This is a genomic window from Pantoea sp. LMR881 (assembly GCF_027157825.1).
Taxonomy (GTDB): Bacteria; Pseudomonadota; Gammaproteobacteria; order Enterobacterales; family Enterobacteriaceae; genus Pantoea; species Pantoea haifensis.
The window spans coordinates 400,554-414,527 of the sequence record NZ_JAPVOK010000002.1 but is presented as its reverse complement, the minus strand read 5'-3'; the positions used below and the strand labels follow the sequence as shown (position 1 = coordinate 414,527).

The 13,974-nt window shown below is 49.1% G+C and carries 11 protein-coding genes and 2 pseudogenes; 9 read left to right on the top strand and 4 right to left on the bottom strand.

Annotation, left to right across the window (positions count from 1 at the left end; translation table 11 throughout):
- Positions 1–48: 48 nt before the first annotated feature.
- Positions 49–138: a peptide-methionine (R)-S-oxide reductase gene (locus tag O3W44_RS03735; RefSeq protein ID WP_269292038.1), complete on the bottom strand. Its 90-nt coding sequence runs from the start codon at positions 136–138 to the stop codon at positions 49–51.
- A gap of 190 nt (positions 139–328) precedes the next feature.
- Here O3W44_RS03735 and O3W44_RS03730 point away from each other — a divergent pair, with 190 nt between their 5' ends.
- From O3W44_RS03730 to O3W44_RS03715, 4 genes are all read left to right on the top strand, one after another.
- Positions 329–2,284: a pesticin C-terminus-like muramidase gene (locus tag O3W44_RS03730; protein ID WP_269292037.1), complete on the top strand. Its 1,956-nt coding sequence runs from the start codon at positions 329–331 to the stop codon at positions 2,282–2,284.
- A 29-nt stretch (positions 2,285–2,313) separates the two neighbouring features.
- Positions 2,314–2,634 carry a hypothetical protein gene (locus O3W44_RS03725; RefSeq protein WP_269292036.1) on the top strand — a complete coding sequence of 107 codons (321 nt, stop codon included), beginning with the start codon at positions 2,314–2,316 and terminating at the stop codon, positions 2,632–2,634.
- Positions 2,631–3,104: a lysozyme inhibitor LprI family protein gene (locus O3W44_RS03720; RefSeq protein ID WP_269292035.1), complete on the top strand. Its 474-nt coding sequence runs from the start codon at positions 2,631–2,633 to the stop codon at positions 3,102–3,104. The genes O3W44_RS03725 and O3W44_RS03720 overlap by 4 nt, the downstream gene beginning before the upstream one ends.
- Positions 3,105–3,544: 440 nt before the next feature.
- Positions 3,545–4,462, top strand: a complete 918-nt coding sequence (locus tag O3W44_RS03715) for a bestrophin family protein (RefSeq protein WP_269292034.1) — start codon at positions 3,545–3,547, stop codon at positions 4,460–4,462.
- Here O3W44_RS03715 and O3W44_RS03710 read toward each other — a convergent pair.
- Positions 4,454–4,714, bottom strand: coding sequence for a hypothetical protein (locus O3W44_RS03710; protein WP_269292033.1), 261 nt, complete (start codon positions 4,712–4,714; stop codon positions 4,454–4,456). The genes O3W44_RS03715 and O3W44_RS03710 overlap by 9 nt on opposite strands.
- Between O3W44_RS03710 and O3W44_RS03705 the strand changes: the two are divergent.
- Positions 4,708–5,738, top strand: a pseudogene (locus O3W44_RS03705) (NADP-dependent oxidoreductase). The gene O3W44_RS03710 and the pseudogene O3W44_RS03705 sit on opposite strands and share 7 nt — an antisense overlap.
- Positions 5,739–5,918: 180 nt before the next feature.
- The gene (locus tag O3W44_RS03700; RefSeq protein ID WP_269292032.1) at positions 5,919–6,686 is read left to right on the top strand and encodes a prepilin peptidase; all 768 of its coding nucleotides are present in this window, start codon (positions 5,919–5,921) and stop codon (positions 6,684–6,686) included.
- Between the two features lie 114 nt (positions 6,687–6,800).
- Here the strand turns inward: O3W44_RS03700 and O3W44_RS03690 are convergent.
- Positions 6,801–9,162, bottom strand: a pseudogene (locus tag O3W44_RS03690) (membrane-bound PQQ-dependent dehydrogenase, glucose/quinate/shikimate family).
- An 807-nt stretch (positions 9,163–9,969) separates the two neighbouring features.
- On the opposite strand from O3W44_RS03690, the gene O3W44_RS03685 reads away from it, so the two are divergent.
- Positions 9,970–10,578: a capsular polysaccharide synthesis protein gene (locus O3W44_RS03685; RefSeq protein ID WP_269292029.1), complete on the top strand. Its 609-nt coding sequence runs from the start codon at positions 9,970–9,972 to the stop codon at positions 10,576–10,578.
- Positions 10,579–10,609: 31 nt separating this feature from the next.
- Positions 10,610–10,981, top strand: a complete 372-nt coding sequence (locus O3W44_RS03680; RefSeq protein ID WP_269292028.1) for a hypothetical protein — start codon at positions 10,610–10,612, stop codon at positions 10,979–10,981.
- Between the two features lie 35 nt (positions 10,982–11,016).
- Here O3W44_RS03680 and O3W44_RS03675 read toward each other — a convergent pair whose 3' ends face one another.
- Positions 11,017–12,348, bottom strand: a complete 1,332-nt coding sequence (locus tag O3W44_RS03675; protein ID WP_269292027.1) for a Fic family protein — start codon at positions 12,346–12,348, stop codon at positions 11,017–11,019.
- Positions 12,349–12,611: 263 nt separating this feature from the next.
- Between O3W44_RS03675 and O3W44_RS03670 the strand changes: the two genes are divergently transcribed.
- Positions 12,612–13,931 (top strand): MFS transporter, encoded by a 1,320-nt coding sequence (locus O3W44_RS03670; protein ID WP_269292026.1) that lies wholly within the window; start codon positions 12,612–12,614, stop codon positions 13,929–13,931.
- Positions 13,932–13,974 lie beyond the last annotated feature (43 nt).

Sequence of the window (13,974 nt, the reverse complement as noted above, 5' to 3'; positions counted from 1 at the left end):
ATAAACTCCTGGATTACCCAGAAGTAGCCGCTGACCAGAGTTGCCACGTCAGTATCCACCCTGTTCCTGTGGACCATCCGGGAATACGTGGCCCAGAAAATTGTCACCGTGACGGGAGCGGACTTCAATATTAATCATTAAAGGGAAACTCTGGTTAAGTCTGATCCGATGTATGATGAGAATTTAACCCTGGTAAGCATAAGGAATTGCCTGTGAAAATCAGTTTTTTGGCGTGTAAATCATTGAATCATAACTCTTGGATTTTTTTGGTTATGTTTTGTGCTGTGTATGATGGGTAAATAAACATCATAAATTCAGGGAGAACAGGATGAAAATGGTACTGCCGATCAACGGCTACCGTTCGGCAACGGAATTCATGGCGGCCATGCAGGGGAGTGAGGGAGATACTCACTGGCTGATGAAGCAGGCAGAGCACTGGCACGGTGGTATTCATCTCTGCGACGGCTTTGCCGGCAATGCCGTCTTTAAACCGGACGGCCATGGCCTTAAATGCATGACCGATGGGCAGGTGGTGGCCTGGCGGCTGAATGACGATTATCAGACGGCGGCCTACGGAAAAAAGACGCTGAAATTCAGCTCCACCTTCGTCCTCATCAGGTCCACCTGTACCCCGGATAAAGACAAGCCCGATAACGCGCTGGTTTTTTACACGCTGTGGATGCAGATTGCCCCGCTGTCTGAGTATGGGGTCACGGACACGCCGACTGCGACAGTAACCGTCAGTACCCTGAAAATCAGGCGGGACAACCCGTCCCCCGGCTGGATACGCAGCGGACTGAGGGAGGGCTTCAACGTTCCCCGCGATGCGCTGCGCCACTATGAGGTGCCGCAGGATACGCAGACCACGCTGCCGCGCGGTGCCGTGGTGGAGATTAAACAGGAGGCTTCATTTCTGCTGAACGGCAGGCCGGCCCCGTTTTTCTTCGTGTCCGTGGTGTCGGTACCGGAAGGGACGAAAAGCGGATTATCCACCGGTGAATCTGGCTGGATCTCCGGGCTGGATAAGTTTGTGAAGCGGCAGGGTGATGCGCTGCCGGCGTGGATGCAGGCAGCCCGTCAGCACGGGGTGTTTAATCAGGTTGTGACGGTTTCCGGTGAGGATGCGCCGGCGGTGAAAGCCGGGGAGATTATCGGACACCTGAGCCTGAATGAGCGTTCGTCTGGCGGGTCACAGCACTTCTGCCATCTAGAGGTGTTCAGCCAGGATGTGCGGATGAAGGATTTTCTGGCGAACAAGGCCGGAGTGACGATCGGGTCGGCGGAGTTGCACACGCTGGCGGATAAAACCCGCTGGATGCACCGGGAGCAGGATAATACGTTTGTGGTGGCCGGTGTGGGTGGCGATCCGTCGCCCAGCACCGCAGAGCGTTACACCCCGGAAAGCGAGTGCCGGAAACTGGAGGCAGACGGGAAAACCTGGTATTACATACCCGGCGAGCTGGCATGGATGGCGGCGGCGGATGTGGAGAGAGCGAATCAGTTCGATCTCGAAAAGCGGGGATTTATGCCATTGGAGCAGGAGGAAGCGCCGCAAAGCATTTTCCAGACGCCGAAAGAGAGTTGGCTGCGGCAGGTGTTCGGAAAGCTGGAAGTGCTGGCCCGGGGTGAAACGCGGGATATGTATTCCTCGAGCTACACCGAGCAGTACCAGAAGTTGCTGAAGCAGATGGTTCTGAACCAGGATGGTGTGATTGATGCCGGCGAACTGTGGCGATTTCTGCATAACACGCAGCCGCATATCCAGCATCAGGTGCAGCGATTTGTGGTGAAACATCACAGCGAATGGCTGAAGGATGGCATGTCAGCTCTGTGGAAGGTCGCACTGGATGAACAGGCGAAGAAATACCCGGACATTGCGCTGTATAACCGTGATTTTATCAATAAACTGGTGTGGATGAAGGATGTGCCGGAGGTCCGCAGCAGCGAAGCGCTGTGGCATATGCATCCGATTGTGTTTCTTGATGCCGTAGCTGAAAGATCTAGTGATACGATCGATTTTGATACGAGCTTAGGTGTTTATAGAATATCTAAAAAATCAGCGGATTTAATTCTAAAAGCCGAAGGTTATCAAAAATCCCCTTATGTACCTAAAGGCAGTAGCGCGAGTGGGGTCACTATTGGGTATGGTTATGATTTAGGGCAACAAACTATATCTAAAATGAAATCCATGCTTTCTGATTATTTTACTTCCTCACAGTTAGTTAGGCTCGAAAAAGCTATTGGGCTAACAGGGGTGATGCGCTGGCTATTATTCCTTCGCTAAGCGATATCACCATTAGCAAAGAAGATGCTGTGCCTTTGGCTATGAAGATGAAGTCAAAATATGCACAGATAGTTGTGGATACATACCCTGAGGTTTTAACTACTCACCCTCACTGTCAAGGTGCAATGCTTTCGCTAGTAATTAACCGTGGAACATCTTTCAATAAACCAAACGTAGAATCACGTGTTGAAATGAAAAATATACATGATGATTTTGTGTCAGGGAACCTGAGTGATATTCCTAATCAGTTCCGTTCAATGAAAAGGCTGTGGGTTGGCAAGGGGCTTGATGGCTTGATTATTCGAAGAGAGGATGAGGCTAAACTATTTGAAGAAGGATTATCTGAATGAAGAAGTTAATACTATTGTTTTTATTTAGCTTTTCTACATATGCTTATGAAAATTGCACGAGTGAAAATACAGCGGAACTGGAAGGATGTTCCTATAATAATTACAAGCTAGAAGACGATGCTCTTAATTATTTATATAAAACTGTAATAAATTCGTTTCCTGAGATAAAGGTTGAAGTTAACCATTCACAAAAGCTGTGGCTTAAAGCCAGGGATGAGATTTGTGCATATACACCTGATGATGGTGCTGAGTATAAAATAAGTCAAAATGCTTGTATGTATCAGCAAACATACGAGAGAAATCGCGAGCTAAAAGCAATAATTATTAAAGAGGCTGGTAGAGGTGTGGACCAGCCAATGCCTAAGTCTAAATGGAATGATTACATAAAATATCATTGTGAATTCATGGGGAAGAAGCTTTCGGATACTGGATGTAAAGGTAGAAATCAGTTTCTCCATTCATCTCAGTAATGAAAGATTGCCAGGATGGAAAGGATCTTCTTGAGCTCCTTTCTTTCTGCGCGTAATCTCTTGCCCTGTAAACGAAAACACCGCCTTGCAGGGCGGTTTGATCGAAGGTTAAGTCAGCTTGCAGGCTGCTTAACCGGGTAACTGTCTTGTGCGATACGAGTCACCAAAACTGTTCTTTCAGAGCGGCCATGTCAGGTTAGCCTAAAGCAGACATTACTACTTTGCTACTACACATCAGGTGCGCATAATGTATATTATGTTAAATTGGAAATCTGGCTTCGTTCTTTCTTTCCACGCTTTGTGTTTACTTCTCTGCCCTTCACGCTGTTCCATACCGAATGACATTCACCAGGCATTACGCCTGCAATCAGAGTCGATTTTGTTGTAATGACGGCGTACTCTGTACCACACAAAATAAAAACCCAACGCATCGCACTTATATGATTGTTCGTCCATCTCAGCACTGGTTCCGTCGTTTATTTGACTGGCACGGTTCGGTGCTTTCAAAGATTCTGTTTCGCCTGTCGCTTAACCTGTTGATGTCGGTTATCGCTATTCTGAGTTACCAGTGGTACGAGTCGCTCGGCATTCATCTTACCACTGCACCTTTCAGCTTATTGGGCGTGGCTATCGCCATCTTCCTCGGTTTTCGTAATAACGCCAGTTATGCCCGTTTCACTGAAGCACGCGTTCTTTGGGGCTCGTTGCTCATTACTCAACGCTCCCTGTTACGTCAGATTAAAAGCAGTCTGTTGTCAGATGAAGCGGCAGCAAAAGAATTTGCGGCAATAATGACAGCCTTTAGCTGGAGCCTTAAACATCAGTTGCGTCAAACCGATGCGCGTGCTGATCTGCAGCGCCTGCTGCCAACGCACTGGCACGATCAGGTATTGGATAATCCGATGCCAGCCAGTCAATTGCTGTTGTGCATGGGAATTTGGTCCGGCGAACAACGCGAAAAAGGCGCAATTTCAGATATCGTCTGGCAAAGCATTGATAAAAATTTCAATCAGCTCTCTCATGTGCTTGGCGGCTGTGAGCGCATTGCGTCCACCCCTATTCCTTTTGCTTACAGTCTGATGTTGCATCGTACCGTCTATCTGTTTTGTACTCTGCTGCCGTTTGCGTTGGTAAAGGATTTACACTTTATGACGCCGCTGGTATCCGTATTTGTCTCCTACACCTTTTTGTCACTGGAATCACTGGCTGAAGAGCTGGAAGATCCCTTTGGCATGACGGCAAATGATTTGCCACTGGATGCTATTTGCGTAGCCATTGAGCGCAACCTGAAAGCGATGAACAGTGACTTTCCGCTCCCGCCTGCTTTGCAACCCGACAAGCATTTTAATTTAACATAATGCTTTGCCTGCAGAGGTTTTCATATTCTGCGGTTTTGCAGCAGGTGTTTTATTATGGCTTAATGAATGTTGTAACTTAATTGCGTAAGCACATATCTTAAAGAGCAAGCCCCCGTCCGGTTTTAGCCTCCTGCCTTGTAAATTCACGCCCCACAATCCGCTAATCTGCTTACCCTCTGCTAAAACTACACTCTGTTGAAGCAAAAATGTTTTTCTACAATGTTCCCCTGAATAAGGATGAAATAATGCCAAATCAGTCTCCCGTCAATCACGCATGGCTTCTGGCTTCACGCCCTAACGGCGAACCGACAAAAGATAATTTCCGCTTTATCGAACACGCAATACCGGAACTCAAACAGAATGAAGTGTTATTGCGGACCGTCTATTTGTCGCTGGATCCTTACATGCGTGGACGTATGGATGAGGGAAAATCTTATGCACCGCCCGCGGAGCTGGATAAGCCGATGGTTGGCGGAACAGTATGCCAGGTTGAAGCCTCTGAACACCCTGACTACCAGCAAGGTGACTGGGTCCTCGGGCAAAGCGGATGGCAGGAATATGCCGTATCGGATGGCAGCGATTTGACCAAACTGGGCACCGATCTGCCCCATCCTTCCTGGGCGTTGGGCATTCTGGGTATGCCCGGATTTACCGCGTACATGGGACTCATGAATATTGGTCAGCCTAAGGCGGGTGAAACCCTGGTTGTCGCCGCCGCTACGGGGCCGGTTGGCGCAACGGTAGGACAATTAGCCAAACTCAAAGGCTGCCGCGTGGTTGGCGTGGCTGGCGGTGAGGAAAAGTGTCGCTATGGCATTGAAACGCTGGGTTTTGACGCCTGCCTTGATCACCATCAGGAGGACTTCGCCGAACAGCTGAAAAATGCCTGTCCGGACGGTATTGATATCTATTTTGAGAATGTCGGTGGAAAAGTATTTGATGCCGTATTCCCGCTGCTCAACACTGCTGCGCGCGTGCCGGTATGTGGTTTGGTTTCAGGCTACAGCTCGAAAGACCTTCCCGAAGGCCCCGACCGCACACCATTAATCATGGCCGGTATCCTTAAGCGTCGTATTCATATGCAAGGCTTTATTATCTTTCAGGATTATGGCGACCGTTATCCTGAATTTTTATCCGCGATGTCGCCTCTGGTGGAAAACAAAAGATTCACTACCGTGAGCATGTTATTGAGGGATTAGACAATGCCCCGCAGGCTTTTATTGACATGTTAAGCGGTAAGAATTTTGGTAAGACGGTTGTGAAAGTCTCTTCGTAACACTTTTCCCGTGACAGCACCACACTATGCTCAGGTGCTGTCACGCCTTTACGGCATCCCTCGACATTTTGCATGCAACCCTTTGTAAATCTCAGTTTGCGCTCCCTGTATCCTGCCTGGCGGCCTATTATATCGACTCGCCAGACGGCTGGTGTAAACAGGGAAACAGGGAAACAGGATATGGTCGAAGGAATGATTTGGCTAACCGGCAGCGTGATTGCGTTATCTGTTGGCAGCTTTATTACCGTTATCGCTTACCGGTTGCCTCAGCGTATACTTGATCCGAACTCAACACTGTCTTTATCGTGGCCCCGCTCACATTGTCCAGGCTGTAAAACGCCATTGCGCCTGCGCGATAACATTCCGCTGCTGAGCTGGCTGTGGCTGCGGGGAAAATGCCATGCCTGTCAACGGCCCATCGGCTGGCGCTACCCGGCTATCGAAGCGAGTACCGCTGTTATTAGCCTGCTGCTGACCGCATTACTGCCTCATAATGTGATGCTGCTGTTCTCTCTGTTATTGATCTGGAGCTTGCTCGCGTTAAGCCTGACAGACGTTGAATATCAGTTATTACCGGATGCGTTAACGCTTCCCCTGCTTTGGCTGGGATTACTGCTACATGCTTTTGACCTGCTGGCAGGTAGCTTAGCCGATGCCGTATTCGGTGCTGCTTTGGGTTACGCGCTGTTATGGATATTCGCCAACGGCTACCGTTGCTTGCGTGGTACAGACGCTCTGGGAATGGGTGATGCCAAGCTGCTTGCAGCATTGGGTGCCTGGCTTGGCTGGCAGATGCTGCCATTGGTGTTGCTGATTTCAACAACCAGCGGTCTCTGTTATGCCCTAACGGCGAAGCTTATTTTCAACCGCTCGCTGGGCCGGGCTATTCCGTTAGGCCCGTGGCTCTCACTGGCAGGCGCGTGGTTATATCTCAGGGAATTACTTTAGCGTTGAAAAGGCCCTTTATGCTGTTCCAGGCCCTTCACGCTGCTTCAGGAAAAAACCGGTGACGCTGGGCCACCGGTTGAAAATAATCCCTGTAAGCGTTCAGTTTCTGCGCCGTTATTTAAGGCGGAACGCTACCACACTGTCACCCGCCTGAGTCCCGAGCGAACCGTGCCCACCGGCAGCAATTACCACATACTGTTTGCCATCTTTACCCATAAAAGTGGATGGCGTAGCCTGCGCGCCTGCGCTGAGCTCGGTTTGCCAGAGTAATGCGCCAGTGTTGCTGTCATATGCACGGAAGAAGTTATCTGCCGTTGCACCGTGGAACACAACATCGCCTGCGGTAACCAGCGGGCCACCATGCGCTACCATTCCCACAGGAAAACCGATCGGGAAGCGACCTGGAAGAAAACTGGTCAACAGATTTTTAGTGGTACCCACACGGCGAAGCCATTCAGTTTTACCTGTTTTGAGATCGACCCCAACCATGCGTCCCCACGGTGGTGCAATACAGGGAATGCCCAGATCAGAAGCTAACTGCTGAATGCGGATAGCATAATCACCATGGAAATTCTCATTCCAGTATGGCTGGCCATCTTTGGTAAACATACGTTGCGTTGCCGTTTGCGGCGTACGTTTGATCAGGGTGTATTTATAGGCCAGGCGTACTGGTGCGGCGATTAATATCTGACGCTGAGGATCTACTGCAACGGAACCCCAGTTGAAAACACCAATATTACCCGGGAAAATCAGTGAGCCTGTTTCAGTTGCAGGCGTCCACGGATTACCATCGTAGCGAAGCTGACGGAACGCTGCGCGACGAGTGTGATCTGATCAAACGGTGAAACACCCCACATTGATTTTTCAGTTAACGGCTGCGGAATAAAATTCAGGCTTGAAACCGGCTGCGTTGGGGCAAATTTTTCGCCCTGAACTCCGCCTTCAGTTGACACCTTAACCTGCTCAACGGGATAAACCGGTTTACCCGTAAGTCGGTTGAGTACAAACAGATTACCGGTTTTGGTAGGCAGAATAACCGCAGGTTCAGCATTGTTATGATAGTTGATATCCACCAGAGACGGCTGTGATGGATTATCGCGGTCCCATAAATCGTGATTTGAACTCTGATAGCGCCATTTGAAAGCACCGGTTTTTAAATCCAGAGCCACCAGCGCATCACGAAACTTCTCGGTGTTGCTGTTAGCATCACGTTCGATACCCAGCTCATCCGGCGAAGCATTGCCAAACGGCACGTACACTAAACCATTTTTCAGATCGGCGCTTAGTGTGCCCCACGCAACCGGCGTATCCTGAGACCAGGTGTCATTAGCCGCAATGGGCGCGGTGTTTTCAGGATGGGCCGGATCAAAGTTCCAGACCAGGCGTCCACTGATAACATCATAAGCGCGGATAACACCCGATGGATTACCGCTATTAAAGCCGTTATCCATTACCGAGCCGCCAACAATAACCAGATTTCCGGCAACCAACGGCGCAGCCGTTTGCATCAGAGCATGCGGACGCAGCTCTCCCATATTGGCATGTAAATCTACTTCACCGTTTTTACCAAAATCGGCACAGCGTTCACCTGTATCAGCATCCAGTGCAATCAGACGCGCATCTGTTGTCGCGTTAAAAATACGTTTGCGACAGAGTGCAGGCTGAGCGGCAGTGTTATCCGCGGTGACAGGCGTGCTTTCATAATAGCTAACGCCGCGACAGGTTTGATGCTGTTGCAAATAAGAGCGATTTTTGTCCGGGGCTGTTTTCCACTTCACAGCGCCGGTTTCTGGGTCCAGTGCGTGCACTTCATTATGCGGCGTACAGAAATACAGCATACCGTTGACCTTTAACGGCGTCGCTTCAAATGTATATTCAGTCGCATCATCAGACTGGCGAACATCACCGGTATGATAAGTCCAGGCAACTTCCAGATTTTTAGCGTTATCGTTGGTGATTTGATTAAGTGACGAGAAACGCAGGCCATTGCCGGAGCCGCCATAGGCACTCCAGTCATTACCGGCACCCTCTGAGGCTGAAGGCGTGCGCTCATTATTGATGGTGCCCTGCTGAACAAGTGGATCATAGAAACAAAGCCCGGCCACCAGCACAACCATAACGATAACTGTGCTTCCTAACAGCGGATGAAAGCGGCGTTGCCCTTGATATAACGGGCGCACCACCCAGGGTAAAGCCAGCCAGAGGCCAATCACCCCAAACACATCGCCGCGTGGGATCCATTGCCACTTATCAAAACCCACTTCCCAAATAATCCAGCACAGCGTTATCCACATCAGCAGCGCATACAGCGTCAGCGCACTGCGTTTGTTGAGAAACAACAAAATGGCCGTCATCAGTAAACCCACTGCCATTAGCGCATAAAACGCGCTTCCCCCGACGAGCAGGAGTGCTCCCCCATGTACAACAGCGCAATCGCCACGATCGCGATGACTATACTGGTAATTTTGTTAACCATGATCCTTCCTCAGGCCATCAAGAACTTCAAATTAAGACACATAAAATCAACGAGATTTTAACTAACGTAAGGGAATTGTAAAAACACGTCAGGAAGTAGTGATTAGATAAACTGATTAAATGCCGTGAGAGGTATAGCGTAACGGCGCGGGTCAGACAGTCTTTTCCTGTCGATTCGCATGAGATTTATCTCACGAAATTAATCATTGCTCTGAAAAGTCCGCACATTTTGTACAAAAAGAGGATTAATCAGGCAGCCGGTTTTTACCTTTTTTGACCTGATTACAGTTTCTGACTTAATACGCTACAACGCAGAATGTTCAGGCGTGCTCTTGGCGTGGCTCTCCCGGTTAGCCCTGATCTGCACTTTTAACGCCGACATTTGATTCATAAATCGCCACCTAATGACCAGGCCTGTAATGCCTTAATCATGAAGAGGCTGTGGAGGTATGGAACACGTTTTAATTTCTCATTTCGCGTGGATATTCATTATTTAAGAAAGTTAAATATCACTAATGCCAAAGCAATAAAATAATAAAAAATCATTCTCTTAATTAATGATTGCTGATTAATGCACAGGGCTTTTATTTTCCTGGCTGGCAATATGCACAGCTTCTTTATAAAACCCGTTAATTAAGCTGTTGATTTCGATTATTAATGTTTTTAATAAGCCTCTGTTTTTTCTTAAAATGAGTTTACGTTGCAGTATCAGGAAGGTGTTGAGGTTATATTTATCTGAATAATTTATTTCCCCGAAACCCCAGCGGGTTTCCCCTTGTCATTTTGTAGACAACACGACAGGTTATGTATGAATAAAAAACTGCATCAACAGGCGCGCAAAAACTGGCACAATGTTAAAAAAGTCAGCTTTACTTTAAAAATGCTAATTAATAAGCACGCCGTACAGGAAATTAGCGCGCCGGAATATGACGCATCACTGGAGCGTGATATTACAATAACATCAGAAAACAAAGCATTAGCAGCTATTCCAAAAGTGGTCTGGATGTACTGGCACGATACCCATCTTCCGGCGTCGATCACGCTGATGACAGAAAAAATCCGTCGGGATAATCCGGACCACGAAATTAACCTGTTAAACAAGGCCACCCTGAATCGCTATTTACCGGATCTGATTTTCAGTTCTTCTGACATTTCAGTTCCTCATCAAAGTGATGTTATTCGCCTGGAGTTGCTCTGTCGTTACGGTGGGATCTGGATGGATTGCAGTATGCTTCTGTTCGAAAACCTGTCCTGGGTTCATGAATGCCATGAGAAAAACAGCCGTGATCTTATCGGATATTATCGGGAAGTCTCAACCGTGAATCCGCAGTCGCCAATCATTGAAAGCTGGTTTTTTAGCTGCGCCGCAACACAATCCTTTTATTCAGGAATGGTTAAAACATCTTTCACCGATTAAAACTCTCGGTTCAAAGCAATACTTTGACAAAATGAGAAAGCGTGATGATTACGACAGTCTGGTCCAGAAGATTACTGATCCCCCTTACCTGCTTGTCTATCTTGCACAGCAGGCTGCCATGAAAGAATATAAACACTTTAATATTTTTGCCCGTAAGTGTGAGGCTAATGCGTTTTACTATCAGCGTTTACATGGCTGGAACAGTGCTAAATTTGCCTGCCTGATAATGTTCAATAAAAGGCCGACTACCCCGCCACCGATCATCAAGCTGACAGGCAACGAACGCTTACATATCGATTTCAACCTCAGGCTGGGTTTTTATAATCCACACAGTATTTTTGGCGAACTGACACACTTCAAACCCAGCGTCATTATCCCAACGCACTCCTCACCGGTTCCTTAACAAGGTTCCGTGACGGAGGCATGACGGAGGGATGTTTACAGGTTGCTGCCTCCGTCAGACCGGTCCTGATTATGCTCTGTCTTTCTTAGCCATTCCTGTAATTTATGCACTGATGTGGGTGCCTGATACACGAAACCTTTGCCCTCTTTGAGCGGACGAAGCAACCCTTGCTCCGTCAGGCTTTTCAGCCGGGTGCGTGCAGTATTATCAGAGATGCCCAGCCGCGTCTTTACGCTGGCTGCACTGAGCAGCGACCCTGGGGCATTCAGCGCAATAGCCATAATATCAAGTTCGCCTTTCCCCAGTATCAGGTGTTGTTCAACAAACGTTGCCAGCCGCTGACGTTCCTGATGCAGCGTCTCTATCTGTTCAGTAAAAGCATGAACGGCACGCACGACAGTATCGCACTGAAACTGCACGAAATAAGTCAGATCCATGTCATCCGTTTCGCTGTAGAGATAGGCCATGCCATATTTCACTGCCGCCACTTTTAGCAGCTTACTGATCGAAATATAACGAAACGCGCTGTAGCCCTTGCGTATGAGGTGATGATAAAACAGACCGCGAGCGGTACGTCCGTTGCCGTCATTAAACGGATGAATATAGCCTATGGCAAAGTGCAAAATGCAGGCCACTAACAGTGGATGAACCTGCTGCGCTTCGAGACGAGTGATCTCTTCACACAGGGCATCGAGCATCCCGGCCAGCCGTTGGAAATCGGGTGGGCGATGAACAATTTCGCCATCGCGGCCCGCAACAAAAACCTCATTGTTGTGGCGTAACTTACCGGGATGGTATTTGCTGTCATTGATGTCAGCGCAGGCAATGCGATGAATGGCGAGAATATCGTCACGGGTCAGCGGTGCATCTCCCATGGTGACAATATGCTGCATCAACCGCCAGTTGCCCATAATCATACTTTCGTCTTCATTACGCGGCGCACGCCCTACCGCCAGTAGCGCCATTGCCACACGTGAGGTTGTCGCTGCGCCTTCCAGCTGGCTGGATGAGATCGCCTCCTCCATGACTAACTGCGACATCAAATAGCTCGCGGCATCCTGTTCTGAAGGCTGGCCATTTTGCGCAAAAGTCAGCTTATCAATGACTGACAGCGCCTTGCTGATGCGCGGCGTCAGGTTAAGCATCACGGTTTGTTCTGCCAGCGCAAAAAATTGCGCGGTACTGCGCCGTTTGAGCTTGAGTGCCGTCCAGATATTGTCCCGCTGTGCTTCATCATTAAGCCGACGATAGATCTCATCGTAATGTAAATAGCGGGCATCCCAGTCAGAGTGTGTTTTCAGGAGCGCAATCATGTCGCTGGCCGGTAGCGTATCGTTCAGGTTTACAGGCGGACGGCGCAATTTCATCGCAAGCAATCTCAAAAAGGTGTTTTTTGAGTTTACGTGAGATTACCCAGCGGAGTAAATGACCTTCTGCCCACACTCTGACGCATTCGATGCACCGCTTTGATGCGCAGGCTAATAATTCAACAAAAAACTTATCAGCTTTTCTGCAGAATATAGCGCATTAAGGCTTTATTCTGCTGTGGTTACGCCCTGACAGCCTGAAAAAGCGAAAACGGCACTCTTTTTGCTTTATCCCTGAGTCTGTTTTCTTCAGGAGATATGAGATGAACCCGAGTCGCTATCGTTACACCATTTTTTCCATGCTGTTTCTCATCGCCCTGATTAATTACGTTGATCGCGGTGCGCTCTCTTTCGCCGCCAATGCCATCTCCGCTGAATACCACTTCTCTAAAGTTCAGCTAGGCGCGGTACTGGGCTACTTTGGCTTTGGCTACCTGTTTGGATCACTGTGTGGGGGCTTTCTTGCTGATCGTATTGGCACGAAAAAAGTCTGGATGATGGCAGGCATACTCTGGTCGTTGCTGGAAATCGCCACGGCGTGGGCCGGTGATTTAGGGCTGGCCCTGTTTGGCGGATCGGCCATTATGGGTTTTGCTGCGCTGCGTATCCTGTTTGGCTTTTCAGAAGGCCCTGCTTATGCCCTGATGAACAAAGCCATTGCCCACTGGGCGCCCGATAAAGAACGCGGTTTTGCTCTGAGTATCGGCCTGCTGTCAACGCAGGTGGGTTCGTTACTGACTGCACCTGTTGCGGTAGGCTTGCTGTTACTGACCAATGACTGGCGTATGATGTTCATCCTGCTGGGCGTCATGTCACTGCTGGCGATGCTGCTGTTTGCCCGCACCTTTAGCGATGGCCCGGAAAGCAGTGCAGCAACGAACGAAGCCGAACGCACATTGATAAGAAACGGCCAGAAGGCAGGAAAACATCATGATACGGCGCTGCCGTGGTGGCGGTTTTTTACCAGCCGCACCCTGGTGTGCAACGCGCTGGGCTATTTTTCTTTTCTCTACATTACCTTCACGTTGGTAACGTGGATGCCGAAGTATCTGCAGGATAATTTTCACTACGATCTGCATTCATTATGGTATGTCGCGATGATCCCGTGGAGTGGTGCCTGTATCACAGTGCTACTCGGTGGACGTATTGCCGATCGGCTTCTGGCACGGTTCGGTAATCTGCGCCTGGCGCGTAACGTTTTTGCTGCCGTAACGCTGTGCGGCACCGCATGCTGCTTTATGGCAATACCTTACATGCACTCTGCTGCGGGGATTATTGCGCTGATGACGCTGGGTAACGCCTTAAATGCGTTGGTCAATAATGTTTACTGGTCAGTTGTCATTGACGTTACACCTAAATCGTCGGTGGGTACCTACAGCGGCATGACGCTGGCGATAGCAAATCTGGCCTCGATTATTTCACCGATGCTGTGCGGCTGGCTGGCGGAATATTATGGTTACAACGCCATGTTTACCGTGACTGCCGTCATCGCTTTTGGCAGCATGCTGGCGATGACGCTGCTGCAACCGGAAAAACCACTGCAACCGCAAGCGAACGACAGGATCGCAGAGCAAGCGGCCTGATTAACTGACGCGCAACGATCATCACCCGTTGCGCGTTATCCCA